Raw genomic sequence first — 26302 nt, forward strand, 5'->3', positions numbered from 1 at the left:
GCCAAGGAGTTTTCCGTTTCGACTGCGCCGGAAGTGGGGCGAATTATAGACTTCCAGAATCTGCCGTCAACCCCTAATTCCAGCTTTATTCGGATTTGAGCGAAATACGCGCAAATGCCTTCTTGCCAGCCTGGCAAACATGGGTCGCGCCCAGCACGTATATAAAGGTGCGATCCACAACCTCACCATCTATACGTACACCGCCGGAATTCAGCAGATCACGCGCTACCGCCGAGTTCTTCACCAGGCCTGCCTTATTAAGGACAGCAGCGATCGGCATATCTTCAGTAGCGGTCAACTCGATTTCCGGCAGATCGTCCGGCAGCTCGCCATCCTTCATACGATTGCCCGCTGCACGATGAGCATTGGCTGCCGCCTCTTCACCATGGAAGCGCGCAACGATCTCTTCGGCCAGCTTGATCTTGATGTCGCGCGGATTGGCACCCGCCTCGACATCGGCGCGGAACGCATCGATCTCATCCATGGAGCGGAAGCTGAGCAATTCGAAGTAACGCCACATCAGCGCATCCGGAATCGAAACCAGCTTGCTGTACATCACTCCCGGCGCTTCTTGAATACCGACGTAGTTGCCCAAGGACTTGGACATCTTCTTCACGCCATCCAGACCTTCAAGCAACGGCATGGTCAGAATGCACTGAGGATCCTGACCATAACCGCGCTGCAGCTCACGCCCCATCAACAGGTTGAACTTCTGATCGGTACCGCCCAGCTCGACATCCGCGCGCAAGGCGACCGAGTCGTAACCCTGAACCAGCGGATAGAGGAACTCATGGATGGCGATTGGCTGATTGGTCGTGTAGCGCTTGTCGAAATCGTCGCGCTCGAGCATGCGAGCAACGGTGTACTGCGAAGTCAGACGAATGAAGTCGGCCGGCCCCATCTGATCCATCCAGGTGGAGTTGAACGCCACCTCGGTTTTGGCCGGATCAAGAATCTTGAAAACCTGGGTCTTGTAGGTCTCGGCATTCTCGAGAACCTGCTCACGGGTTAGCGGCGGACGCGTAGCGCTCTTGCCGCTCGGATCACCGATCATCCCGGTGAAGTCACCTATAAGGAAGATCACCTGATGCCCCAGTTCCTGGAACTGGCGCAGCTTATTAATTAGCACCGTGTGACCCAGGTGCAAATCCGGCGCGGTCGGATCGAAGCCTGCCTTAATACGTAGCGGCTGGCCACGCTTGAGCTTTTCGATCAGCTCGGACTCGACCAACAGTTCTTCTGCACCACGTTTGATCAGCGCTAGCTGCTCTTCAACCGACTTCATAACAGACCCGCAAGGCTCGAATTCAAAGGGAACCAACCATACAAGATCACGCGTCAAATACAAAGTTTGGCCGGCGCAATGACGCCAATCCGCTGACAGAGTGACCGCGGACTTGCTTCAGAGATGATTTGGTTATATTTTATACAGTTATTTCATCTTCATCATGTCATTCATCTTTTCCAATTCATCTTTTTCAAAGTCAAAATTACCTATGACCAAAGAATCGTCTAAAGCGCCCCCGCTTTACCCGAAGACCCACCTGCTCGCAGCAAGTGGTATCGCCGCCCTTCTGAGCCTGGCGCTTCTGGTATTTCCTTCCAGTGATGTAGAAGCCAAAAAGACGACACTGAGTCTTGAACTGGAAAGCCCTGCTGAACAACTGACACAAGATCAAGACGCTGCCGACGTCGCCCAAGCCACAAATGAGCCGGTAACTTCCCCTTTCGCGCAGATCGAAGACAGCACCGAAGAGCCCCAGCAAACTGCCCAGGCCAAACCCGCGCCGGTTGTCGAAGAAAAGAAGGGGCCCAATCACAGGGAAGTGATCGTCGCCAAAGGCGATACGCTCTCCACGCTGTTCGAGAAAGTCGGCCTTCCGGCCACTTCGGTGCATGAAGTATTGGCCAGCGACAAGCAGGCCAAGCAATTCAGCCAACTCAAACACGGCCAGAAACTCGAATTCGAACTGAACCCCGAAGGTCAGCTGACCAACCTGCACAGCAAGGTCAGCGACCTCGAAAGCATCACCCTGACCAAGAATGACAAGGGTTATGTGTTCAACCGCATCACCGCCAAGCCTACCGTGCGCTCCGCCTACGTTCACGGCGTGATCAACAGCTCGTTGTCGCAATCCGCCGCGCGCGCAGGCCTGTCCCACAGCCTGACCATGGACATGGCCAGCGTGTTTGGCTATGACGTCGACTTCGCCCAGGATATTCGCCAGGGTGACGAGTTCGACGTGATCTACGAACAGAAAGTCGTCAACGGCAAGGCTGTCGGCAATGGCCCGATTCTTTCCGCGCGATTCACCAACCGCGGCAAGACCTACACCGCCGTGCGTTACACAAACAAACAAGGCAACAGCAGCTATTACACTGCTGACGGCAACAGCATGCGCAAGGCGTTTATCCGCACCCCGGTAGACTTTGCCCGCATCAGCTCGAAATTCTCCATGGGCCGCAAACACCCGATCCTGAACAAGATCCGCGCTCACAAAGGCGTCGACTACGCAGCTCCGCGCGGTACGCCAATCAAGGCGGCCGGTGATGGCAAGGTGTTGTTGGCCGGCCGTCGCGGCGGTTATGGCAATACCGTGATCATCCAGCACGGCAACACTTATCGCACGCTGTACGGCCATATGCAGGGCTTTGCGAAAGGTGTCCAGACCGGCAGCTCCGTCAAGCAGGGTCAAGTGATTGGCTATATCGGCACTACCGGCCTGTCCACCGGACCGCATCTGCACTACGAGTTCCAGGTCAATGGTGTGCACGTCGATCCGCTGGGTCAAAAAGTGGCGATGGCCGATCCAATTTCCAAAGCAGAACGGGCACGTTTCCTCGCGCAGAGTCAGCCTCTGATGGCGCGTATGGACCAAGAGAAATCCACCCAACTGGCTTCGAGCAAGCGCTAAGCCATGACGCTCTATATAGGTGTGATGTCCGGAACCAGTCTCGATGGCCTGGACATCGCGCTGGTTGAGTTGAACCCGGCGATCAGACTGGTCGCCACGCACTACATTCCCATGCCTGATTCCCTGCGCACCGAGCTGCTTGGCTTGTGCGCCAGTGGCCCGGACGAGATTGCCCGCTCCGCCATCGCCCAGCAAAACTGGGTCACCCTAGCGGCGCAGGGCATTCGCACCCTTCTTGACCAACAAAACCTGAAACCCGAAGACATTCGCGCGATTGGCAGCCATGGCCAGACCATTCGCCACGAACCGGCACGCGGCTTCACGGTACAGATCGGCAACCCTGCCCTGCTGACCGAATTGACCGGTATCACCGTGGTCAGTGACTTCCGCAGTCGCGACGTTGCGGCCGGCGGGCAAGGCGCACCACTGGTGCCAGCGTTTCACGAAGCGCTGTTTGAAAAACAGGCAGGCAACCGCGCGGTATTGAACGTCGGCGGTTTCAGCAACCTCAGCCTGATCGAACCCGGCCAACCCGTAGCCGGTTTCGACTGCGGCCCCGGGAACGTACTGCTGGACGCGTGGATTCATCAGCAACGCGGCGAAAACTTTGATCGTGACGGCCAATGGGCAGCCAGCGGCCAAGTCGAACCTGTTCTGTTGAAAGCGCTACTCAGTGATCCGTTCTTCGTGACCAAAGGCCCGAAGAGCACCGGCCGTGAAGTGTTCAATCTGCCATGGCTGACACAGCATCTTTCGCATTTGCCGACCTTCGCCGCCGAAGACGTGCAAGCAACGCTGCTTGAGCTGACCGCGCTGACCATCGTCGAATCATTGCAAAGCGCCCAAGCGGATACCCGAGAGTTGCTGGTCTGCGGCGGCGGTGCACACAACGCCACGCTGATGAAGCGCCTGGCCGCCCTGCTGCCAAACGCGAACGTCAGCAGCACCGCCACTCATGGCGTTGACCCGGACTGGGTCGAAGCCATGGCCTTCGCCTGGCTGGCTCATTGCTGCCTGGAAGGTATCGCGGCCAATCGTCCAAGCGTCACCGGCGCTCGCGGCCTGCGCATACTCGGCGCCATCTACCCGGCCTGAACGCCAGACAGCAAAACGCCGCAGAGCCCTGAGGCCATGCGGCGTTTGTAATGCGGTGAATCGCGATCAGATCGAGAACGAAGAGCCGCAACCACACGTGGTGCTGGCGTTCGGGTTCTTGATCACGAAACGCGAACCTTCCAGACCTTCCTGGTAATCCACCTCGGCACCTGCCAGGTACTGGAAGCTCATCGGATCGACGACCAGGCTCACGCCCTCGCGCTCGACGATGGTGTCGTCATCGGCCACTTCTTCATCGAAGGTGAAGCCGTACTGAAAACCTGAACAACCGCCGCCCGTAACGAATACGCGCAGCTTCAAGCGATCATTCCCCTCTTCATCGACCAGGCTCTTCACCTTGTGCGCGGCACCGTGGGTAAATTGCAAAGCCGTGGGGGTGAAGGATTCGACGCTCATGCTGACTATCTCCCGGCGTTACGCCGCCATAATGCGTGATGACGCGCATTATCCGCTTCTCCTAGAAAAGCGGTCAACTATTGTTACGGTATATCAATAAACCCGATCGCCGGCTCGAAACGCAAAAAGGCCCGTTCAACGGGCCTTTTTGCTGAGCGGGTTAAAGCCTTACGGCAACATGCCGGCGTGCGACAAGCCCAGACGCTCATCCAGACCGAACAGGATGTTCAGGTTCTGCACCGCCTGACCCGACGCACCTTTTACCAGGTTATCGATGACCGACAACACCACCACCAGGTCACCGTCCTGCGGACGATGCACGGCGATGCGGCAGACGTTGGCGCCGCGCACGCTGCGGGTTTCCGGGTGGCTGCCTGCTGGCATCACATCAACGAACGGCTCGTTGGCATAGCGCTTTTCAAACAGTGCCTGCAGATCCACCGAACGATCCACGACCGTCGCGTAGAGCGTCGAGTGAATGCCGCGAATCATCGGCGTCAGGTGCGGAACGAAGGTCAGGCCGACATCCTTTCCTGCAGCACGACGCAGACCCTGGCGAATTTCCGGCAAGTGACGGTGACCTTTCACGGCGTAGGCCTTCATGCTTTCCGACGTTTCGGCGTACAGCGAACCTACGGCAGCACCACGACCGGCACCGCTGACGCCGGATTTGCAGTCAGCGATCAAGCGCGTGGTATCGGCCAGACCGGCTTCGAGCAATGGCAGGAAACCCAATTGCGTAGCCGTTGGATAGCAACCCGGTACGGCGATCAGGCGAGCCTGCTTGATCTGTTCGCGATTGACTTCCGGCAAGCCGTAGACCGCTTCTTCCAGCAGCTGCGGCGCACCGTGCGGCTGGCCGTACCACTTGGCCCACTCATCGGCATCTTGCAGACGGAAGTCCGCGGACAGGTCGATGACCTTGGTTCCGGCCGCCAGCAGTTCACCGGCCAGCGCGTGGGCAACACCGTGAGGCGTGGCGAAGAACACCACGTCGCAGGCGCCCAGGGTCTTGATGTCCGGAACGCTAAACGCCAGGCCGTCGTAATGGCCGCGCAGGTTCGGATACATATCAGCCACGGCCAGACCGGCCTCGGATCGGGAAGTGATCACCACCACTTCTGCCTGCGGATGCTGTGCCAACAGACGCAGCAGTTCGACACCGGTGTAACCCGTGCCGCCGACGATACCGACCTTGACCATAAACCTGCCCTCAACGAACCTACTGGAAAGCCGTCGATAATAGGGCCCGTATCGCCCTGCGACAACCGTCAAGGTGACGTGCGGACGCTCTACCCTCTACTATCTTCGCTACCGTGAACCTGGGAATAACCAAAAATGCTTTATCTGTGGCTCAAAGCGCTTCATATCATCAGCATGGTCTGCTGGTTTGCCGGCCTGTTTTACCTGCCGCGCCTGTTCGTCTATCACGCCCAAAGCGAAGACACCGTCAGCAAGGAACGCTTCAGCCTGATGGAGCGCAAGCTGTATCGCGGCATCATGGGCCCGGCGATGATCGCCACGCTGGTATTCGGCATTGCGCTGATTGCGCTGAACCCAGGCATATTCAGCCAAGGTGCCTGGATTCACGCCAAATTGACGCTGGTGGTGATCCTGATCGGCTACCACCACATGTGCGGCGCGCAGGTGAAACGATTTGCCCGTGGCGAAAACACCCGCAGCCATGTCTTTTATCGCTGGTTCAATGAAGTGCCGGTTCTGATATTGCTGGCTATCGTAATTCTGGTCGTCGTTCGGCCGTTCTAACTTCAATCGGCACCACTCACCGGGGTACTTCCAATGTCGCTGCCCGCTTTGCTCGAACAACGTTTGCGCCTGCCCGTGGTGGCAGCGCCGATGTTCCTGATTTCCAACCCGCAACTGGTACTCGCCTGCTGCCGTAATGGTGTGGTGGGCAGCTTCCCCGCGCTGAACCAGCGTGAGAGCAGCGGCTTCAAGGCCTGGCTGGAAGAGATCGAAGCAGGGTTGGCGACAATGGAAAACCCGGCGCCCTACGCCGTGAACCTGATCGTCCACAACAGTAACCCGCGCCTGCAAGCGGACCTGGAGATCTGCATCGAGCACAAGGTGCCGATCGTGATCACCAGCCTTGGTGCCGTTAAAGAACTGGTCGACGCAGTCCACGGCTACGGCGGCCTGGTATTCCATGACGTAACGACTCGTCGCCACGCAGAGAAAGCAGCGGAGGCTGGCGTAGATGGCTTGATCGCCGTTGCCGCAGGCGCCGGTGGACACGCGGGTACCTGGAGCCCGTTTTCGCTGATTGCCGAAATCCGCCAGTTCTTCGACAAGACGCTGTTGCTGGCCGGCTGCCTCAATCACGGTCACGAGATACTCGCGGCACAATTGCTCGGCGCGGATCTGGCCTACTTTGGTACGCGATTTATCGGCACCACTGAAAGCCATGCGCCTGAGGCCTACAAGGAGATGCTGCTGACATCCAGAGCGGCAGACATCATTCATACTCCAGCGGTGTCGGGTGTTCCGGCGAGTTTCATGCGCCAAAGCCTGGAAGCCGCCGGTTTCGACATGGCGGCGTTGCAAAACAAGGGCGAGGTCAACTTCGGCTCCAAGCTCAAGCCATTGAGCGATGAAGCCAAGGCCTGGAAAACCGTGTGGTCCGCCGGCCAGGGCGTCGGAGAGATAGACGATTTACCGAGCGTGGATCAATTGGTTGCCCGGCTGGACGCTGAATACCGCCAGGCGCTGGAGCTGGCAGCACAACTGCCGAAACGCTGGCCGCGTTAGCAGGAAATTTGGCCAGTCATCCTCGACTGGCCTTACACTCCGGGCTCGCAACTCTCTAACTATTCAAACACCCGCGACAAGGATGCTTCGCAATGAGCGACAACCGTTTCAAGATCGTATTCGACGGCGCTCTGCTGCCAGGGATCGACCTCACCACCGCCAAACTCAATCTGGCGGCGTTGTACAAAAGCGAAGTGGCAGCCGTCGAACGACTGTTCAACGGACAGGCTGTTACGCTCAAGCAAGGCCTGTCGCAGACTGACGCGCAAACCTACCTTCAGGCGCTGACGAAAACCGGCATCGAAGCCCGCATTGAAGCCGAGCCCTCGATTGAACTGAACCTGGCCGACGCTCACCACCACGCCCCCGCCAGCAGTAAACCCGCGTTCGCAGAACCAGAGTCGCCGTACGCACCACCTCAGGCCAGGGTCGGCGAAAACTTGCCGCCGTTCGGCACGCTCAAGCCTTTTGGCGTCGAAGGGCGAATCGGCCGTTTGCGCTATCTGGCCTGGACCATGGTGCTGACGCTGGTCATGCTCGGCGTCGGGTCGGTCGTCGCCATTTTCGCCATCGCCCTGATCGCCAGCGACTCGACTGCAGGCCTGATTGTCGGCGGCCTGGTGGTGGTGCTCCTGTGCATCGCCATCGCGGTCGTCACCGTTCAGATCAGCGTTCAGCGCCTGCACGACATCGGCTGGTCCGGCTGGCTCTGGCTGCTCAATCTAGTGCCGTTCATAGGCAGCTTCTTTCCGTTTGTGCTCATGTGCGTGCCGGGCAACACCATCGCCAATCGCTACGGCCCACCACCACCGCCAAACACCACCGCAGTCAAAGTGTTGTCTTCGCTGTGGGTGGTATTCATTGCCATCGTCTTTGTCGGTGTATTGGCCGGCGCTTTCAGTGCGATCCAGCAAGAGTACGAAGACGCTGCCGGACTCAGCTATGACAGCAGCTCGCTAACCACCGAAGAAGTGGAAGTCGAGCCCGCCGCAGAGGCTGAAGAAGTGCCGGATTCCGCAGACGAGGAAGCCCAATAAGCCCCGGCCCCTGTAGACTCTGCGAAAGAATGAACAGCGCTCCCCGCCCGTGACACCTGCGTCGCAGGCGCGGAGCTGTTGCGATGGAGAACTGCATGACCCGTTACGCTCTGATCACTGGCGCTTCCAGCGGCATCGGCCTGGCGATGGCCGAAGCGCTGGCCCGCCGTGGCCGCAGCCTGATTCTGGTGGCCCGACAGCGTGATCAGCTGGAAAGTATTGCAATTGAACTGACCCAACGTTTTGGCGTGGAGGTGTTGTTCCGCGCCTGCGACCTCGGCGAGCCGCTGCGCCTGTCCGGGTTTCTGCTGGAACTGGAAGAAGGCGACCGGCAGATCGACTTGCTGGTGAACTGCGCCGGCATCGGCACCTGCGGCCCGTTTCTGGCGCAGGACTGGATGACCGAACAAGACCTGATCGAGGTGAACATTCTGGCCCTCACTCGCCTGTGCCATGCCATCGGCAACAGCATGGCCTTGCAGGGCGGCGGGCAGATCTTGAACGTCGCCTCGGTTGCAGCGTTCCATCCCGGCCCGTGGATGAGCACTTACTACGCCAGCAAAGCCTATGTACTGCACTTTTCCGAAGGGTTGCACGTCGAGCTGAAGAAATGCGCAGTCAAGGTTTCCGTACTCTGCCCCGGCCCGACCCGCACCGCGTTTTTCCGCACCGCACAACTGAACAGCGACAAACTGGTCGACAGCAAACTGCTGATGAGTCCCGAGGAAGTCGCGCTCTATACCGTGCGGGCTCTGGATAAGAATCGCGCCATTATTATTCCGGGCAGGCTGAACCGCTGGTTCGCTTTCCTGCCACGGCTCGGCTCACGCTGGCTGATCAGGACCATCACAGGCATGGTCAACAAGGCCTATTGCCCGCGCTGACCTGGCTTCAAGGCAAAAGGCTGGGCTCGGGGATCCCCCATGAGTACACTCAGGCCAGCCCAAACAACGGAGAAAACAGCTGTGGATACTCTGTTCACCAAGATCATCAACCGGGAAATCCCGGCGAAGATCATTTACGAGGACGACCAGGTACTGGCCTTCCACGACATCGCCCCGCAGGCACCGGTGCATTTTCTGGTGATCCCGAAGAAACCGGTGCGCACCTTGAACGACCTCACCGAGGACGACAAGGCATTGGCCGGGCATATTCTGTTCACTGCCCAGCGCCTGGCACTGGAACTGGGTTGCGAAAAAGGTTTTCGCGTTGTCATGAACTGCAATGAAGAAGGTGGGCAGACTGTCTACCACATTCATATGCATGTGCTGGGTCAGCGTCAGATGCACTGGCCGCCGGGTTGATCCACTGCGCATCCCTGTAGGAGCGAGGCTTGCCCGCGAAAAGGTCGATGCGGTTGTTCAGATAGACCGCATTATCGTTCTTCGCGGGCAAGCCTCGCTCCTACAGGGTTGATGACCCAGCGCAAACCTTCCCCGGCCGATTGGGTTAAACTGGCCGCCGAGATTCCTCCCGGAGATCAGCATGACTACCCAACGTCACTACTCGCCCATTGACCGTCTTCTGCTGCAAGCCGATGCCGCGATGCGTACCCTGCTGCCCTTCAGCGGCCAGCCGTACCGTCCGTCCCCTGCGATCGTGCAGCCGGAAACGCAAATGAGCGACGAAGACACCCGGCACGTCGCCGGTCTGATGCGCATCAACCATACCGGCGAAGTCTGCGCCCAGGCGCTGTATCAAGGGCAGGCCCTGACCGCCAAGTTGCCGCAGGTGCGCGCCGCCATGGAACATGCTGCTGAAGAAGAGATCGACCATCTGGTCTGGTGCGAGCAACGCATCAAGCAGTTGGGCAGCCATACCAGCATTCTCAACCCGCTGTTCTACGGCATGTCATTCGGGATTGGCGCGGTGGCCGGCTTGATCAGCGACAAGGTCAGCCTGGGTTTCGTTGCGGCTACCGAGCATCAGGTGTGCAAGCACTTGAACGAACACCTTGAGCAACTGCCGGCCGAGGACGAAAAGTCCCGGGCGATTCTTGAGCAGATGCGTGTTGATGAAGAGCAACATGCCGAAAGTGCGCTGGAGGCTGGGGGCTTTCGTTTTCCGGCACCGGTGAAGTTCGGGATGAGCTTGATGGCCAAGGTGATGACCAAGAGTACCTACAGAATCTGACGATTGTGTTGTTCGTTAGGGCCTCTTCGCGGGCAAGCCTCGCTCCTACATGGGATCTGCGGCAATGAAAAAGGCGACTGCCGTGAGGGAGTCGCCTTTTTTTGTGCTCGAGAATCTTAGGTCGGCATGTTGCGCGCGTAGAAGATTTCGAGCATTTCGTGTTTCACACGATCCGTCACTTGGGCGCGTTGCTCAGGGGACAGGTTGTTGGTCGCGTCGCCGAACAGGTAGTTATCCAGTTCGAAGTTCTTCAACAGCATTTTGGTGTGGAACAGGTTTTCCTGGTACACGTTCACGTCGGTCATCTGGTACGCGTCGCGGGTGTCTTCGGACAGGTAGTTCTGGATCGAGTTGATCTCGTGATCGATGAAGTGCTTGTTGCCTTCGACGTCACGGGTGAAACCGCGCACACGGTAATCCACGGTCACGATGTCCGAATCGAACTGGTGAATCAGGAAGTTGAGCGCTTTAAGCGGTGAAATGACGCCACAGGTCGACACGTCAATGTCCACACGGAAGGTCGCAATACCGTCGTCCGGATGGATTTCCGGGTAGGTGTGCACCGTGATGTGGCTCTTGTCGAGGTGGGCCAGGATGATTTCGGGCAACGGGCCCGGAGACTCTTCGATCTGGCTGTCGGTCGGGGTCACCGGCTCTTCAGAGATCAGAATCGTGACGCTGGCGCCCTGTGGGTCGTAGTCCTGACTGGCAATGTTCAGGATGTTGGCACCAATGATATCGACAACTTCCGTGAGGATCTGCGTCAGGCGTTTCGCGTTGTACTCTTCATTGATGTACTCGACGTAAGCCTGCTGGTCTTGCGGGGTTTCCGCGTAGCAGATGTCATAGATGTTGAAGCTCAAGGTCTTTGTCAGGTTATTGAACCCGTGGAGCTTGAGTTTGCTTTTCACCGTTAAAAACTCTCTATGTATTGCGGCCCGGGCCGCGTGATCAAGCATGCCCGTCAGATGCGAACGACGCACCTGCGTAGGACGGTTAACACCTCTTCGCGATGGCGATTTTGGTTGTCTGTTCGGGCGAGCGGCCTGTCGGTTGACGGACCACGACCCTGAAAAAAGTGGCGCATTATGCAGACGTCAGCTTGGGATCGCCAGAGTCTGCACCGCTTTTATGATAGTTGAATGTCGAATCAACCGAGTTCGATGATTTCGTAGTCGTGGGTAATCGCGACACCCGCCGCGCCGAGCATGATCGAGGCCGAGCAATACTTCTCGGCAGACAGCTCGATGGCGCGCTTGACCTGGGCTTCTTTCAGCCCGCGGCCCTTGACCACGAAGTGCATGTGGATCTTGGTGAAGACCTTCGGGTCCTCGGTCGCGCGCTCGGCTTCGAGGAAGGCTTCGCAGCTTTCGACGGCCTGACGGGACTTCTTGAGAATACTGACCACGTCGAAATTGCTGCAACCGCCGACACCCAGCAGGAGCATTTCCATCGGCCGGACACCCAGGTTACGACCACCGGCATCGGGCGGACCGTCCATGACCACGACATGACCGCTACCGGATTCGCCGAGGAACATGGCTTCGCCAGCCCATTGGATGCGTGCCTTCATCGCCAAGACTCCACTGTATAAAAAAGGGTCGCCAGCTTAGCACAGGGCCCTGGATTGACAGCGCTTGCCGTCCTAGGACAGAACCTTTTGCTTTGTAGGTAAAATCTCGAATATTGCAGGAAGTGTCTGTTAAGCTGGCGCCAATTCGCTGGCGCATTGCCAGCTTTGTAGCAACCTCAGCGCCTCATAAAAAAAACCAAACACACCGTGCAGTCTTTCCGGGATACAACCATGGTTGCTATTGCCCCTACACCCAAGATCAAGAACCTCGACAAACTGTTGATGCATTGCCAGCGCCGTCGCTATGCGGCCAAGAGCAATATCATTTGCGCCGGCGACCGCTCGGAGACGCTGTTCTTCATCATCAAAGGCTCGGTCACCATCCTGATCGAGGATGATGACGGCCGTGAAATGATCATTGCCTACCTGAACTCCGGAGACTTCTTCGGCGAGTTGGGTCTGTTTGAACAGGCCGGCCTGGAACAGGAGCGCAGCGCCTGGGTGCGCGCCAAGATCGAGTGCGAAGTCGCGGAAATCAGCTACGCCAAATTCCGCGAGCTGTCCCAGCAAGACCCGGACATTCTTTACGTACTTAGCGGACAAATCGCACAGCGCCTGCGCAACACCACACGCAAGGTCGGTGACCTCGCATTCTTTGACGTGACAGGCCGCGTTGCCCGTTGCCTGCTGGAATTGTGCAAACAACCCGATGCGATGACCCACCCCGATGGCATGCAGATCAAGGTGACCCGTCAGGAAATCGGGCGGATTGTCGGGTGTTCCCGGGAGATGGTCGGTCGCGTTCTTAAAGATCTGGAAGAACGCAACCTGGTGGACGTCAAAGGCAAGACCATGGTGGTCTTCGGGACGCGCTAAGCCTTGAACATGTCTGCCAGCAACTGGCGATAGAGTGCATCGAGCCGTGCCAATGCGTCAGGTGCGGCGAACTTCTCATGGAGTGCGATGTGGCTTTCGGCGCGGACCCGTTGCTCCAGGCCGCACGCTTCATTGAAGCGATTGACCGCCGCGACCATTGATTCGCGCTCGTTATCCAGCAACAACGCACCGTGCACCAACCCGACCGGGCGCGTGCCGCCCTTGCTCTGGCGCCAGCGCTGGGCGGTGCCGACCATCTTGCGACCGTCGAGATTGACGTTGAAACGGCCATCGCAAAATGCACCGTCGATTTCGCCCAGGGACGAAACGCCGCCCAGTTCATCCAGCAACTGACAGATCGGATCGCAAAGTCGGCGATAGGCGGTTTCGATGCGGTTCTGGTCGCCCTCGCTACGCGGCGGCGCGTAGACCAGTGCGATGTTGATGGTTGAAGCGGATTGCGGCACGGGTTCACCGCCGGTTTCACGCAAGAGAACCGGCCAGCCTGCGGCGGCCGATACCTCGCAAGCGGTTTCGAAACCGGGCAGGCGGTTCAGGCGGCGTGGCATGACCAGTGCTTTGTCGTTTGGCTGCCAGAACAGCAGAGCAAACTCCGAATCGCCGGTGCAGACTGAGGCCAGCAAATCCTGTTCCGCTTGCAGGCCCGCTTCGATGGTCAAGGAAACAGGAGAGGTCATAAGGTCTTCCATAGGACGGTCAGTCTGTGGTGCTTCTTATGCCGCCATCGCGAGCAGGCTCGCTCCTACATGGATCACACCAAACCTGTAGGAGCGAGCCTGCTCGCGATAGTGTCGACTCAATCTTTGAATGTTCAGTCCAGAGTCGAACCGCTGACAGCAACACCACGCTCAGGGAAGAACAGACGCTGCAACTCGGTGCCCGGGCTTTCGGCGCGCATGAACGCTTCGCCGACCAGGAACGCATACACGTCGCTGATTTCCATCAGTTCGACATCGGCCCGATTGAGGATGCCGCTTTCAGTGATCACCAAACGGTCACGCGGAATCCGCGGCAACAAATCCAGCGTGGTTTCCAGACTGACGTCGAAGGTGTGCAGGTTGCGGTTGTTCACGCCGACCAACGGCGTGTCGAGGGTTTTCAAGGCCCGCTCCAGTTCGTCGCCGTCATGGACTTCCACCAGCACGTCGAGGCCAACGCTTTTTGCCACCGCCGCCAGCTCGGCCATTTTCACGTCGTCCAGCGCGGAGACGATCAACAGCACGCAGTCGGCGCCCAATGCACGGGCTTCGACGATCTGATACGGATCGATCATGAAATCCTTGCGGATCACCGGCAGTTTGCACGCCGCCCGGGCCTGTTGCAGATACGCATCTGCGCCCTGAAAATAATCGATATCGGTGAGCACCGACAGGCAGGTCGCGCCGCCCTTCTCGTAGCTTCTGGCGATATCGGCAGGAACGAAGTTCTCGCGAATAACGCCTTTGCTCGGCGAAGCTTTCTTGATTTCAGCAATGACCGCTGGCTGCTTTAGCTTGGCCTGCGCCAGCAATGCCTTGGCAAAACCACGGGGTGCATCGGCCGCCTTGGCCAGACTTTCCAGCTCGGCCAGGCTCACACGAGCGCTACGCTCGGCGACTTCCTGGACTTTGCGCGCCAGAATGTTTTCCAGAACCGTCGGTACACTCATCCCTCATTCTCCACTTTGAATACCGCGGTAAATGCACCCAACTCCTCAAGTTTTTCCCGAGCGAGGCCTGTGTGCAGCGCATCGTGCGCCAGGGCAACGCCTTCTTTCAAACTGGTCGCCAGGTCGGCGGCATAGAGTGCAGCACCGGCATTGAGCACGATCATCTCGGCAGCTTTCTGACCGCTCTCGGTCTTGCGCTTGCCCAGGGCATCGCGAATCAGCTCAAGCGAAGCGGCCGGGCTTTCCACCGCCAGGCCGTGCAGGCTCTGGCTCTTCATGCCCAAATCTTCCGGCTCGACCCAATACTCGGTGATCTGGTCATTCTTCAATTCCGCCACGTAGGTCGGCGCAGCCAGACTGAATTCGTCCAGGCCGTCTTTCGAGTTCACCACCAGCACATGCTTGCTGCCCAGACGTTGCAAGACTTCAGCCAATGGCCGGCACAGCGCCTGGCTGAACACGCCCACCACCTGATGTTTCACGCCAGCCGGATTCGTAAGCGGGCCGAGCATATTGAACAGGGTACGCAGACCAAGATCCTTGCGCGGGCCGGCGGCGTATTTCATGGCTTTGTGATGAGTCTGGGCAAACATGAAACCGATGCCGACGTTGTCGATGCAACGCGCTACCTGAACCGGCGTCAGGTTCAGATAGATGCCCGCCGCCTCCAGCAGATCGGCGCTGCCGCTTTTACCCGAGACCGCACGGTTGCCGTGCTTGGCCACAGTGCAACCGGCGGCTGCCACCACAAAGGACGAAGCCGTCGAGACGTTGAAAATGTTCGCACCATCGCCGCCGGTGCCGACCACATCAACCACGCCGTCGAGGGTCTTCAGTTCGACCTTGTCCGCCAGCTCGCGCATGACCGACACGGCGCCGACGATCTCGTCGATGCTTTCGCTCTTCATGCGCATGGCCATCATGAACGCGCCGATCTGCGCGTCCGTACATTGCCCGGTCATGATCTCGCGCATCACATCGCGCATTTCATCGGTGCTGAGGTCGAGTTGATCGACGATACGGCTGAGGGCTGTCTTGATATTCATGGGAAGTCCTTAGCGCGTGCCGCCGGTTTGTTTGAGGAAGTTGGCGAACAACTCGTGGCCCTGCTCGGTCAGGATAGACTCAGGGTGAAATTGCACACCTTCGATATTCAGCGTCTTGTGGCGCAGGCCCATGATTTCGTCGACCGAACCGTCTTCAAGCTGAGTCCAGGCGGTCAGTTCCAGGCAGTCCGGCAAGGTTTCGCGCTTGACGATCAGCGAGTGATAACGCGTGACGGTCAGCGGATGGTTCAGGCCTTCGAAGACACCTTTGTCCTCGTGGAACACCGGGCTGGTCTTGCCGTGCATCACTTGGCGGGCACGAACCACATCGCCGCCGAAGGCCTGGCCGATGGATTGATGACCCAGGCACACGCCGAGAATCGGCAGTTTGCCGGCGAAATGCTTGATGACGTCAATCGAGACGCCCGCTTCAGTCGGCGTGCAAGGACCGGGCGACACAACGATGCGCTCAGGGTTGAGGGCTTCGATTTCGGCAACGGTCAGTTCATCGTTGCGCACGACTTTGACCTGGGAGCCGAGCTCACCGAGGTATTGCACAACGTTGTAGGTAAAAGAGTCGTAGTTATCGATCATCAGCAACATGGCTTGAGAACCTCTTGAATTCACGGACTATAAAGGCTGCCTTCGAATGAGCGACCCGCAGCGCTTTGTCAGCCAAAGCGACATGGCATACGGGTCACGTTCATCGGTCAGCTTTCCGGGGTTTGTTCAGCCAAGGCGACTGCGCGGAACATGGCACGACGCTTGTTCAGGGTTTCTTCCCATTCCAGCGCCGGCACCGAGTCGGCAACGATGCCGCCACCGGCCTGCACGTGCAGTTCGCCGTTCTTGATCACGGCGGTGCGAATCGCAATCGCCGTGTCCATGTTGCCGTTCCAGGCAAAGTATCCGACCGCGCCGCCATAGACGCCACGCTTGACCGGCTCCAGTTCGTCGATGATTTCCATCGCGCGAATTTTCGGTGCGCCGGACAAGGTGCCCGCCGGCAGGATCGCCCGCAATGCGTCCATTGCCGTCAGCCCGGCTTTCAGTTGCCCGGTGACGTTGGAAACAATGTGCATCACGTTGGAGTAACGCTCGATAACCATTTTCTCGGTGAGCTTCACCGAGCCGATTTCCGATACGCGACCGGTGTCGTTACGACCCAGGTCGATCAGCATCAGGTGTTCGGCGATTTCCTTGTGGTCGGAGAGCAGGTCTTTCTCCAGCGCCAGGTCCGCCTCTTCGTTGGCCCCACGCGGACGGGTGCCGGCAATCGGGCGAACGGTGATCAGATTGTCTTCGACCCGCACCAGCACTTCCGGTGAACTGCCGACGACGTGGAAGTCGCCGAAGTTGAAGAAGTACATATAAGGCGTCGGGTTGAAGCAACGCAGCGCCCGGTACAGATCAATCGGCGCCGCCTTGAAGTCGATCGACATGCGCTGGGACGGCACGACCTGCATGCAGTCACCGGCCAGGATGTATTCCTTGATGGTGTCGACGGCTTTTTCGTAATCGTCCTGGGTAAAACTGGAGCGGAACACCGGGTCAGCCGATTGTTGCTTGCTGAAGTCCAGGCCTCGGCGCGGGGTGATTGGCTGGCGGAGTTTTTCCAGCAGCTCTTGCAGGCGCGCCTGACCTTGCTCGAAGGCATCGTCCTGCGACGGGTCGGCCAGGACAATCGCGTGCATTTTGCCGGCGAGGTTGTCGAACACCACCACTGCATCGGACACCATCAGCAGAATGTCCGGCACGCCCAGCGGATCCGGGTTCGGGCACTTGCCCAGACGCTTCTCCACATAGCGCACGCAGTCGTAACCGAAATAACCCACCAGGCCGCCGTTGAAGCGTGGCAGGCCGGGGATGGTCGGTACGTTGTAACGGGCTTTGAATTCCTCGACGAACGCCAGCGGGTCTTCCGCTTCATGGCTTTCGATCTCGACGCCGTCATGGGTCACGCTGATGTGATGGTCATGAACCCGCAGCACAGTGCGGCACGGCAGGCCGATGATCGAGTAACGGCCCCACTTCTCCCCGCCCTGCACGGATTCGAGCAAGTAGGAATTGGGCTCGTCGGCCAGTTTCAGGTAGATCGACAGCGGCGTGTCGAAGTCGGCCAGGGTTTCGCAGGCAAGCGGGATGCGGTTATAGCCGGCAGCGGCCAAACGCAGGAATTCTTCGCGGATCATGGGGTAGCCTCGTGGCTTGAGGTGCTAACAGTCAGGTATGCAAACGCGCCGGTAGACCGGCCAGGAACAAGTCAGGCGCGCCAACGCCAGCGGGCCAGGGCCTTGATGACTTTCATCCAGAGTTTGCGGGTGACCACCACGATGGCGTTTCCAGAAGGGGGTTGAACAGCGTCGGCCAACGTTATCTCAGCGGCCGGATCCAGGCAACCGGGAATTAACTTGCGCAGGTCGTCGATGACCAGCGCCGGCGACTCTTCGGCAATCGGCCGACCGTGGTTATAACCATAACTGAGGGCCACGCATTTGACCCCCGCCGCTTTCGCCGCCAGCACATCGCTGCGCGAATCGCCGACAAACAGCGATTGCGACGCCGGGATGTTGGCCATTTTCATCACGAAAAACAGCGCAGCCGGGTCAGGCTTCTTCTGCGGCAGGGTATCGCCGCCGATGATCCATTTGAAATAGCGGCCGATTTTCATCTGATCCAGCAACGGCGCGACGAAGCGCTCCGGCTTGTTGGTGATCAGCGCCATCTCCACGCCTTGCTTGTTCAGCCACTTGAGGGTGTCACGCACGCCGGGGTAAACCACCGTCAGGTCGTGACCGTCCTCGTAAAAGCCGTTGAACAATTCCAGGGCATGTTCAGCCTCGACATCATCGACACCTTCGGCGTCGATGTGATTGGCCAAGGCCCGGCGCACCAGCATGTGCACGCCGTTGCCGACCCAGTCACGCACCGATTCGATGCCGACAGGCTGGCGCCCGAGTTTGAGCAGCATGTTATCCACCGCCGCGGCGAGGTCAGGGACCGAATCGACCAGCGTGCCGTCCAGATCGAACATCACCAGCCGTGGCAGACGCCCCGGGAACAGCTGCTCAAAGCCACTCATGGACGGGCCAGCGCCAGTTCGGAACGCATCTTCTCGATGACTTCCTGGTAGTTCGGCGCGTTGAAGATCGCCGAGCCGGCCACGAAGGTATCGGCACCAGCCGCCGCGATTTCACGAATGTTGTTCACGTTCACGCCGCCGTCGATTTCCAGGCGGATGTCACGGCCCGAGGCATCGATCAATGCGCGTGCTTCACGCAGCTTGTCGAGGGTGCCGGGGATGAACTTCTGCCCGCCGAAGCCCGGGTTGACGCTCATCAGCAGGATCATGTCGACCTTGTCCATCACGTACTTGAGTACGTCCAGCGGGGTCGCCGGGTTGAACACCAGGCCCGACTTGCAGCCGCCTTCGCGGATCAGTTGCAGGGAACGGTCGACGTGCTGCGTGGCTTCCGGGTGGAAGGTGATGTACGTCGCGCCGGCCTCGATGAAGTCGCCAACGATGCGGTCAACCGGGCTGACCATCAGGTGCGCGTCGATCGGCGCGGTTACGCCGTACTTGCGCAGCGCGGCACAGACCATCGGGCCGATGGTCAGGTTCGGCACGTAGTGGTTGTCCATGACATCGAAGTGCACGAAGTCGGCGCCGGCGGCCAGAACGTTGTCCACTTCTTCACCCAGGCGGGCGAAGTCGGCGGAGAGAATCGACGGAGCAATTACGAAGGGCTGCATGACGCACCTTTTCTGAGCAGAATCACGATGGCGCGCATTGTATACCTCATGCTTTGACGCGCGCACCGTAAGGACGATGATCAGTAGGCCGCGCGGTAGATCTTCTCGATATCAATCGCACTCAGTTTGCGTGGATTGTTGCGCATCAGGCGCTCGATACCCGCTGCTTCCAGGGCCAAGGCCGGAATCGCATCCTCTGGAACACCGAAACTGCGCAGGCCCGACGGGATTTCTACCGCTGCGCACAACGCGGTCATCGCCTCGACGGCTTTGTCCGCAGCGTCATTGGCGCTCAGATGAGCGGTCTTCACGCCCATGGCTTCGGCAATATCCTGCATGCGCTCGACGCAGGCCATCTTGTTCCAGGTCATGACGTACGGCAGCAACAAGGCGTTGCTGACGCCGTGGGCGATGTTGAAACGTCCGCCCAGCGGATACGCCAGCGCATGCACCGCACCGACCCCGGCATTGCCAAACGCCATGCCGGCCATCAGGCTGGCGGTGGCCATGTCTTCACGCGCCTGCAGATTGGAAGGATTGGCGTAGGCCTTGGGTAACGCCTGGGTGATCAACTTGATCGCGCCGATGGCCAGTGCGTCGGTAATCGCTGAAGCATTGAGGGACAAATAAGATTCGATGGCGTGCACCAGCGCATCGACGCCACTGGCGGCGGTGACACTGCGTGGGCAGGTCAGGGTCATTTGCGGGCTGACCAGCGCCACGTCCGGCAACAGATAGTCGCTGATGATGCCCTTTTTCAGTTGCGCGACCTTGTCGGAGAGGATCGCGACGTTGGTCACTTCCGAGCCGGTGCCGGCGGTGGTCGGGATGGCGATCAGCGGCGGGCCCTTGCGCGGCACCTGGTCGATGCCGAACAGATCCTCCAGCGCGCCGTGATAACCGGCATACGCGGCAACACTTTTGGCGATGTCGATCGCGCTGCCGCCGCCCAGGCCGATCAGCCCGTCGTGCCCGCCTTCACGGTAAACGCGCATGCAGTCTTCGACGATGGCGATTTCCGGGTCTGGCAGTACACGGTCGAAAATTTCGTAGCTACGGTCCCCCAACTGCGCGAGCGCCAGCTCCACCGTGCCGGACTTGACCAGCGCGGCGTCGGTGACGATCAGCGGGTTGTCGATGTCCAGGCGCGTGAGCTCGGCGGACAGTTGCTCGATGGCAGCAGCGCCGGTGATCAGTTTGTGTGCGATTTTGAAAGAGGAAAGACTCATCGTGCGCAGCCTCTTATAGATAGGGGAGCTGGGCACAATAGTAGCTGGGGATTGGGGTTTGTCTGCTATTCAGGGCGTGAATGATCAAACATGGGAACAACACAAATCTAATGTAGGAGCGAAGCTTGCTCGCGAAGGGGCCATGTCAGTCAACATCGATGCTGAATGTTCCGGCCTCTTCGCGAGCAAGCTTCGCTCCTACAAAATCAAAAACTAATCAGACCTGGGCGGTGCGCAGTTTTTCGCTGCGGCCACGCAGCCATTCCAGGGTCAGCAGCAGGATCACCGAGAAGGCGATCAGCAGCGTTGCCGCGGCGGCAATCGTCGGGCTGAGGTTTTCGCGGATACCGCTGAACATCTGCCGTGGCAAGGTCGCTTGCTCGGGACCGGCGAGGAACAACGTCACCACCACTTCATCGAACGAGGTCGCGAAGGCAAACAGTGCACCGGAGATCACACCCGGAGCAATCAGCGGCAAGGTCACGCGGCGGAACGCGGTCAGCGGCGAAGCACCGAGGCTGGCAGCGGCGCGCACCAGGTTGTGGTTAAACCCCTGCAACGTTGCCGACACCGTGATGATCACAAACGGCACACCCAACACCGCGTGCACCACGATCAACGAGAAGAAGCTGTTGCCCAGGCCCAGCGGTGCAAAGAACAGATAACTCGCGACACCGATGATCACCACCGGCACCACCATCGGCGAAATCACCAACGCCATCACCAGCGCCTTGCCCGGGAAGTCGCCCCGAGTCAGGCCAATCGCCGCCAGCGTACCGAACACCATCGCCAGCACGGTCGCCGCCGGGGCGACGATGATGCTGTTCTTCAGTGCACGCATCCATTCCGCCGAGGCGAAGAAATCCTGATACCAGTGCAGCGAAAAACCTTGCAGCGGATACACCAGGAAACTGCCCGAGTTGAACGACAACGGGATGATCACCAACACCGGCAGAATCAGGAACAGCAAAATCAAGCCGCAGAGAATCCGCAAGCTGTAGAACCACACCCGTTCGATGGGCGACATATAAGGACTCAGCATTTCGATTCTCCCCTTAGCTCAGGCGCAGGCGACTGGCGCCCACCAGCCAGCTGTAAATCAGATAAAGCACCACGGTCGCCAACAGCAGCAGCCCACCGAGTGCGGTCGCCATGCCCCAGTTGATGCTGGTGTTGGTGTAGAAGGCGACGAAGTAACTGACCATCTGATCGTTCGGGCTGCCCAGCAAGGCCGGGGTGATGTAGTAGCCGATGGCGAGGATGAACACCAACAGACAGCCGGCGCCGACACCGGCATAGGTCTGCGGGAAGTACACCCGCCAGAAACTGGCGAACGGGTGGCAACCGAGGGAAATCGCGGCGCGCATGTAGGTCGGCGAGATGCCTTTCATCACGCTGTAGATCGGCAGGATCATGAACGGCAGCAGGATGTGCACCATCGAGATGTAAACCCCGGTGCGGTTGAACACCAGCTCCAGCGGCTTATCGATGATGCCCATGGCCATCAGGCCGCTGTTGATCAGCCCGCCCGATTGCAGCAATACGATCCACGCGGCGACGCGCACCAGAATCGAGGTCCAGAACGGCAGCAACACCAGGATCATCAGCAGGTTGCTTTGACGCGACGGCAGATTCGCCAGCAGGTAAGCCAACGGATAGGCGAGCACCAGGCAAATGGCGGTGATGATCAGGCCCATCCAGAAGGTGCGGGCGAAGATGTCGAGGTAAATCGCCTGATCGGGCGTGGCCGGGGCGATTTCGCCGAGGTCGTCGATGCGGTGATCGACCGCGGCCAGCAAGTAGTACGGCGTGATGTTGCTGGTGTTGCGGCGCACCGCTTGCCAGTAGGCCGGGTCGCCCCAACGCTCGTCGAGCCCTTCCAGCGCGTCTTTATAAGAGGCCGGTTCGGTCGCGAACGGCAAGGCGCGGGCGGTTTTGGTCAGCAGGCTGCGATAGCCGGCCAATTCCATGTTCAAGCGCTTGGACAGGTCGCCCAGGGTCTGATTCTTGCGCGCTTCAGCGAGGTCTTCGCTGGCCGCTTTGTAAACCGGTTCAGCGGGCAGGCCACGGCCGTCCCAGCTGGCGATGGCCGCCACGGTGCGCGGCATGCCGCCGACCACTTCCGGGTTACCAACACTTTTGTAGAGCAGCGCCACGATGGGCACCAGGAACACCAGCAACAGAAACAGCACCAATGGCGCGATCAAGGCCTGGGCCTTCCAGCGGTTGATCCGCTCGGCGTGCTTGAGCCGCTGCTTCAAGGTGGGGTCAGTGCCCGCGTTCAGGGGAATGGCGGTGGCCATGGCGTACTCCGGAAATCTTTGATCGTTACAGAGGCGGCATCCATTGACCGCGAGGCCGCCTCTGTTCTTGATAACTACACATCACCCCCCGTAGGAGCGAAGCTTGCTCGCGAAGGCAGCGTGTCAGTCAACATTGATGTTGAATGTGCTGACGTCTTCGCGGGCGAGCCTCGCTCCTACGGGAGTCGATAAGCCCACGGGGTGGTCTTATTTCGCAGCCCAGGAATTGAAGCGCTGCTCCAGTTGCTCGCCGTTGTCAGCCCAGAAGCTGACGTCGATCTGCACTTGGTTGGCGATGTTTTCCGGGGTGGTCGGCATGTCTTTCAGGACATCCTTGGACAACAGCGGTACGGCTTGGGTGTTGGCCGGGCCGTAGGCGATGTTTTCCGAGTAGGTCTTCTGCTGCTGCGGCGCCACCGAATACGCGATGAATTTCTTCGCCGCTTCAGCACGTGCCTTGTCCAGGCCTTTTGGAATGGCCCATGCGTCGAAGTCGTAGATACCGCCATTCCACACGACTTTCAGGTTGCTTTCTTTCTGCACGGCAGCGATCCGGCCGTTGTAGGCCGAGCTCATGACCACGTCACCGGAGGCGAGGTATTGCGGCGGTTGTGCGCCGGCTTCCCACCACTGGATGTTTGGTTTCAGCTCATCAAGCTTCTTGAACGCGCGGTCCTGACCGTCTTTGCCGGCCAGCACTTTGTAGACGTCTTTCGGCGCAACGCCGTCGGCCATCAGTGCGAATTCCAGGGTGTACTTGGCGCCTTTACGCAGGCCGCGCTTACCCGGGAATTTCTTGGTGTCCCAGAAATCCACCCAGCTGGTGGGTGCGGAGGCCAGCTTGTCGGCGTTGTAGGCCAACACGGTCGACCACACGAAGAAACCTACGCCGCAAGGCTGGATAGCGCCTTTGACGTAGTCTTCGGTCTTGCCGAACAGCGCCGGGTCGAGTTGCTCGAACATGTCTTCGTCGCAACCGCGGGACAGTTCTGGCGACTCAACTTCCACCAGATCCCAGGACACGCTCTTGGTGTCGACCATGGCTTTGACCTTGGCCATCTCGCCGTTGTACTCGCCCGCCACGATCTTGCCGTTACCCGCCGCTTCCCACGGTGCGTAGAAGGCTTTGACCTGCGCGGCCTTGTTCGCCCCGCCAAAGGACACCACGGTCAGGTCCGGGCCCGCCGCCATCGCGTGTGCCGCACCGATCATGCCCATGACCAGGGCGGTGAATTTCAGGGATCTCAACATTTATTGTTCTCTCCACGTGCAGGGTTGGTTGAAGCAGGGGGCGATCAGTTCGCCTCTAGAAGTGGGTCGAGCGCGCGAACGTGTTCGACCTCCCAGCCAAGCGGTACCACGTCGCCGACAGCAAGCCCGGGATCGAGCTCGGCAATCGGTTGTTTCACGAAGAAGTCGGTCTTGCCGCAGACTTCCAGGCGAACCCGGACGTGGTCGCCCAGATAGATGAATTCCGCCACCCTCCCTGAGAAGCGGTTGACACAGGACTCGCTCGAACCATTGAGGCTCACGCGTTCCGGACGAATTGACAGCGTGACGGGTTCGCCGGTCTTGCCGACATTGACCGCCAGCGCTTCAACCTTTTCACCGCGACCGAGTTCGACGATGCAACGATCGCCGGTCTGGCTGTGCAGGCGGCCGTTGAGACGGTTGTTCTCGCCGATGAAGTTGGCGACGAAGGTGTTTTTCGGTTCTTCGTAGAGGCTGCGTGGAGGGGCGATCTGCTGGATTTCGCCCTGATGGAACACCGCCACGCGGTCGGACATGGTCAGGGCTTCGCCCTGGTCGTGGGTCACGTAGACCACGGTCACGCCGAGGCGCTGGTGCAGATGCTTGATCTCCATCTGCATGTGTTCGCGCAGTTGTTTGTCGAGTGCGCCGAGGGGTTCGTCCATCAGCACCAGTTGCGGCTCAAACACCAATGCACGGGCCAGGGCCACACGCTGTTGCTGACCGCCGGACAGTTGCGCCGGATAACGCTGGGCGAAGGTCTCGAGCTGAACCATGCTCAGGACACGTTTGACCCGGTCGCTGACATCGCTCTTGTTCAAGCCGCGCACGGTCAGCGGGAACGCGAGGTTCTCGGCGACGGTCATGTGCGGGAACAATGCATAGTTCTGGAACACCATGCCGATGTCGCGCTTGTGCGGCGGCACGTTGTTGATGGCGCGCCCGGCCAGGAGGATTTCACCGGCGGTCGGGGTTTCGAAACCGGCGAGCATCATCAGGCTGGTGGTCTTGCCGGAACCGGATGGCCCGAGCAACGTGAGGAACTCGCCTTTGCGAATGTCCAGGTTGAGGTCTTTGACGATCAGGTTCTCGCCGTCGTAGCTCTTTTGCACTCCACGAAAGCTGACCAGAATGTCATTGGCCCCTGCGCTTGAATCGACCTGGCTCATACCCACACCTTTGTTATTGATGACTGCTGTGGGCTAAGCCTAGTGGACGCTGGGGAGCACGCAAATCGGGGCGCAGGAGAGAATCGCCTCAGCCGGATGGAAGGTTGGGGGTAGGGATTGCCCTACAAGGATGGCGGGAATGGGTATGTCGTTTCGGGATGGGGGCAGGTGGTGAGCTGCGAGCCTTACGGAGCGGCGATAGCGGTTTTAAAGGCATGTCGCAAATGGACATGCCACAACGTTTCGTAGGAGCGAGGCTTGCCCGCGAAGGCGATCTTACTGACGCTAAAAGCTTCGCGGGCAAGCCTCGCTCCTACAGGATCCGTGGTGAATCGTGTTAGAGCAGTTTGTGTTCCATGGCGTACTTCACCAGTTCAGCCAGGGATGTGATGTTGAGTTTCTGCATCAGCCGCGCCTTGTGGGTGCTGATGGTTTTGCTGCTCAGGGCCAGTTGCTGGGCGATGTCGTTGACGTTGGCGCCCTGGGCCAGGCGTTCGAACACCGAGAATTCGCGCTCCGAGAGCAACGAATGCAGCGGCCGCGAATCGGTCAGGCCGACTTCGAAAACCATGCGGTCGGCCAGGTCCGGGTCGATGTATCGACCGCCCGCCGCGACCTTGCGGATCGCCGTCAGCAGCAGCGCCGGGTCGCTGTCCTTGGTCGCGTAACCCGCCGCGCCGACCTTCAACGCCCGGGCAGCCATTTGCGCTTCGTCGTGCATCGACAACACCAGGATCGCCGGTGGATTGTTCAGTGCGCGAATCCGCGGAATCGCTTCCAGGCCATTGACGCCCGGCATCGAGATGTCCAGCAACACCACTTCGCAAGGCACATGACGCAAGGTTTCGAGCAACTGCTCGCCATTGCTCGCCTCGCCCACCACCAGCAAGTCCTTGGCCAGGCCGATCAGTTGTTTAATACCTTCGCGAACGATGGTGTGGTCTTCGGCTACCAGTACACGGATCACGGTCTTTCTCCAGATTCAAGATCATTCGCGAGCAAGCCCGCTCCCACATTGGATTTGTGTAAATGAGCAAATCGCTGGCACACAGGGATCAAATGTGGGA

At 59.2% G+C, this 26302-nt stretch carries 27 protein-coding genes; 9 read left to right on the forward strand and 18 right to left on the reverse strand.

What is annotated here, in order from left to right:
* Positions 1-85 precede the first annotated feature (85 nt).
* The gene (gene tyrS / locus ACM6IO_RS29065; protein ID WP_414912677.1) at positions 86-1285 is read right to left on the reverse strand and encodes a tyrosine--tRNA ligase; all 1200 of its coding nucleotides are present in this window, start codon (positions 1283-1285) and stop codon (positions 86-88) included.
* Between the two features lie 211 nt (positions 1286-1496).
* Here tyrS and ACM6IO_RS29070 point away from each other — a divergent pair, with 211 nt between their 5' ends.
* Both ACM6IO_RS29070 and ACM6IO_RS29075 read left to right on the forward strand, forming a co-directional pair.
* Positions 1497-2915 (forward strand): peptidoglycan DD-metalloendopeptidase family protein, encoded by a 1419-nt coding sequence (locus ACM6IO_RS29070; protein WP_008027123.1) that lies wholly within the window; start codon positions 1497-1499, stop codon positions 2913-2915.
* A 3-nt stretch (positions 2916-2918) separates the two neighbouring features.
* The gene (locus ACM6IO_RS29075) at positions 2919-4010 is read left to right on the forward strand and encodes an anhydro-N-acetylmuramic acid kinase (RefSeq protein ID WP_414912678.1); all 1092 of its coding nucleotides are present in this window, start codon (positions 2919-2921) and stop codon (positions 4008-4010) included.
* Positions 4011-4076: 66 nt separating this feature from the next.
* Here ACM6IO_RS29075 and erpA read toward each other — a convergent pair whose 3' ends face one another.
* Positions 4077-4427 carry an iron-sulfur cluster insertion protein ErpA gene (gene erpA / locus ACM6IO_RS29080; RefSeq protein WP_007947969.1) on the reverse strand — a complete coding sequence of 117 codons (351 nt, stop codon included), beginning with the start codon at positions 4425-4427 and terminating at the stop codon, positions 4077-4079.
* A 168-nt stretch (positions 4428-4595) separates the two neighbouring features.
* A complete protein-coding gene (argC, locus tag ACM6IO_RS29085; protein ID WP_008027118.1) occupies positions 4596-5630 on the reverse strand; it encodes an N-acetyl-gamma-glutamyl-phosphate reductase in 1035 nt (344 codons plus the stop codon).
* 135 nt (positions 5631-5765) lie between these two features.
* On the opposite strand from argC, the gene hemJ reads away from it, so the two are divergent.
* The 6 genes from hemJ (at position 5766) to coq7 (ending at position 10366) form a co-directional block, all read left to right on the forward strand.
* Positions 5766-6194 (forward strand): protoporphyrinogen oxidase HemJ, encoded by a 429-nt coding sequence (gene hemJ, locus ACM6IO_RS29090; protein WP_192229291.1) that lies wholly within the window; start codon positions 5766-5768, stop codon positions 6192-6194.
* 33 nt (positions 6195-6227) lie between these two features.
* The gene (locus tag ACM6IO_RS29095; RefSeq protein ID WP_192229290.1) at positions 6228-7196 is read left to right on the forward strand and encodes an NAD(P)H-dependent flavin oxidoreductase; all 969 of its coding nucleotides are present in this window, start codon (positions 6228-6230) and stop codon (positions 7194-7196) included.
* A gap of 92 nt (positions 7197-7288) precedes the next feature.
* Positions 7289-8233 carry a DUF805 domain-containing protein gene (locus ACM6IO_RS29100; RefSeq protein ID WP_414912679.1) on the forward strand — a complete coding sequence of 315 codons (945 nt, stop codon included), beginning with the start codon at positions 7289-7291 and terminating at the stop codon, positions 8231-8233.
* Between the two features lie 95 nt (positions 8234-8328).
* Complete coding sequence (locus tag ACM6IO_RS29105) at positions 8329-9117, forward strand: SDR family NAD(P)-dependent oxidoreductase (RefSeq protein ID WP_414912680.1); 789 nt, start codon at positions 8329-8331, stop codon at positions 9115-9117.
* An 81-nt stretch (positions 9118-9198) separates the two neighbouring features.
* A complete protein-coding gene (locus ACM6IO_RS29110; protein ID WP_008027110.1) occupies positions 9199-9537 on the forward strand; it encodes a histidine triad nucleotide-binding protein in 339 nt (112 codons plus the stop codon).
* Between the two features lie 181 nt (positions 9538-9718).
* Positions 9719-10366 carry a 2-polyprenyl-3-methyl-6-methoxy-1,4-benzoquinone monooxygenase gene (gene coq7 / locus ACM6IO_RS29115; RefSeq protein WP_008027108.1) on the forward strand — a complete coding sequence of 216 codons (648 nt, stop codon included), beginning with the start codon at positions 9719-9721 and terminating at the stop codon, positions 10364-10366.
* Between the two features lie 116 nt (positions 10367-10482).
* On the opposite strand, the gene speD is transcribed toward coq7, so the two are convergent.
* Both speD and ACM6IO_RS29125 read right to left on the reverse strand, forming a co-directional pair.
* On the reverse strand, positions 10483-11277 hold the full coding sequence (gene speD / locus ACM6IO_RS29120) for an adenosylmethionine decarboxylase (protein WP_008027106.1): 795 nt from the start codon (positions 11275-11277) through the stop codon (positions 10483-10485).
* Positions 11278-11516: 239 nt separating this feature from the next.
* Positions 11517-11939, reverse strand: coding sequence for an OsmC family protein (locus ACM6IO_RS29125; protein ID WP_007941657.1), 423 nt, complete (start codon positions 11937-11939; stop codon positions 11517-11519).
* Positions 11940-12170: 231 nt separating this feature from the next.
* On the opposite strand from ACM6IO_RS29125, the gene crp reads away from it, so the two are divergent.
* Positions 12171-12815: a cAMP-activated global transcriptional regulator CRP gene (gene crp, locus ACM6IO_RS29130; protein WP_008027103.1), complete on the forward strand. Its 645-nt coding sequence runs from the start codon at positions 12171-12173 to the stop codon at positions 12813-12815.
* Here crp and ACM6IO_RS29135 read toward each other — a convergent pair.
* The 13 genes from ACM6IO_RS29135 to ACM6IO_RS29195 form a co-directional block, all read right to left on the reverse strand.
* Positions 12812-13513 (reverse strand): biotin/lipoate A/B protein ligase family protein, encoded by a 702-nt coding sequence (locus ACM6IO_RS29135; protein ID WP_414912681.1) that lies wholly within the window; start codon positions 13511-13513, stop codon positions 12812-12814. The genes crp and ACM6IO_RS29135 overlap by 4 nt on opposite strands.
* 134 nt (positions 13514-13647) lie before the next feature.
* Entirely contained in the window at positions 13648-14484 is an 837-nt protein-coding gene (trpC, locus tag ACM6IO_RS29140) for an indole-3-glycerol phosphate synthase TrpC (RefSeq protein WP_253405170.1), read from the reverse strand.
* A complete protein-coding gene (gene trpD / locus ACM6IO_RS29145) occupies positions 14481-15530 on the reverse strand; it encodes an anthranilate phosphoribosyltransferase (protein ID WP_008027097.1) in 1050 nt (349 codons plus the stop codon). Before trpD ends, trpC begins: the two co-directional genes overlap by 4 nt.
* 9 nt (positions 15531-15539) lie before the next feature.
* Positions 15540-16133 carry an aminodeoxychorismate/anthranilate synthase component II gene (locus ACM6IO_RS29150; RefSeq protein WP_008027095.1) on the reverse strand — a complete coding sequence of 198 codons (594 nt, stop codon included), beginning with the start codon at positions 16131-16133 and terminating at the stop codon, positions 15540-15542.
* A gap of 107 nt (positions 16134-16240) precedes the next feature.
* Entirely contained in the window at positions 16241-17722 is a 1482-nt protein-coding gene (trpE, locus tag ACM6IO_RS29155) for an anthranilate synthase component I (protein ID WP_192229287.1), read from the reverse strand.
* Positions 17723-17793: 71 nt separating this feature from the next.
* A complete protein-coding gene (locus ACM6IO_RS29160; RefSeq protein ID WP_084318377.1) occupies positions 17794-18612 on the reverse strand; it encodes a phosphoglycolate phosphatase in 819 nt (272 codons plus the stop codon).
* Positions 18609-19283 carry a ribulose-phosphate 3-epimerase gene (gene rpe, locus ACM6IO_RS29165; RefSeq protein WP_008035979.1) on the reverse strand — a complete coding sequence of 225 codons (675 nt, stop codon included), beginning with the start codon at positions 19281-19283 and terminating at the stop codon, positions 18609-18611. The genes ACM6IO_RS29160 and rpe overlap by 4 nt, the downstream gene beginning before the upstream one ends.
* An 80-nt stretch (positions 19284-19363) precedes the next feature.
* The gene (locus tag ACM6IO_RS29170; protein ID WP_223416347.1) at positions 19364-20512 is read right to left on the reverse strand and encodes an iron-containing alcohol dehydrogenase; all 1149 of its coding nucleotides are present in this window, start codon (positions 20510-20512) and stop codon (positions 19364-19366) included.
* A 217-nt stretch (positions 20513-20729) separates the two neighbouring features.
* Positions 20730-21554, reverse strand: coding sequence for an ABC transporter permease (locus ACM6IO_RS29175; protein ID WP_008027084.1), 825 nt, complete (start codon positions 21552-21554; stop codon positions 20730-20732).
* Positions 21555-21567: 13 nt separating this feature from the next.
* A complete protein-coding gene (locus ACM6IO_RS29180; protein ID WP_008027082.1) occupies positions 21568-22815 on the reverse strand; it encodes an ABC transporter permease in 1248 nt (415 codons plus the stop codon).
* A 207-nt stretch (positions 22816-23022) separates the two neighbouring features.
* The gene (locus ACM6IO_RS29185) at positions 23023-24066 is read right to left on the reverse strand and encodes an ABC transporter substrate-binding protein (protein ID WP_008035977.1); all 1044 of its coding nucleotides are present in this window, start codon (positions 24064-24066) and stop codon (positions 23023-23025) included.
* A 44-nt stretch (positions 24067-24110) separates the two neighbouring features.
* A complete protein-coding gene (locus ACM6IO_RS29190) occupies positions 24111-25235 on the reverse strand; it encodes an ABC transporter ATP-binding protein (RefSeq protein WP_008027079.1) in 1125 nt (374 codons plus the stop codon).
* Between the two features lie 337 nt (positions 25236-25572).
* Complete coding sequence (locus ACM6IO_RS29195; RefSeq protein ID WP_003210977.1) at positions 25573-26202, reverse strand: response regulator transcription factor; 630 nt, start codon at positions 26200-26202, stop codon at positions 25573-25575.
* Between the last annotated feature and the right edge of the window lie 100 nt (positions 26203-26302).

This window comes from Pseudomonas sp. IT-P44 (assembly GCF_949768225.1).
Lineage (GTDB): Bacteria > Pseudomonadota > Gammaproteobacteria > Pseudomonadales > Pseudomonadaceae > Aquipseudomonas > Aquipseudomonas migulae.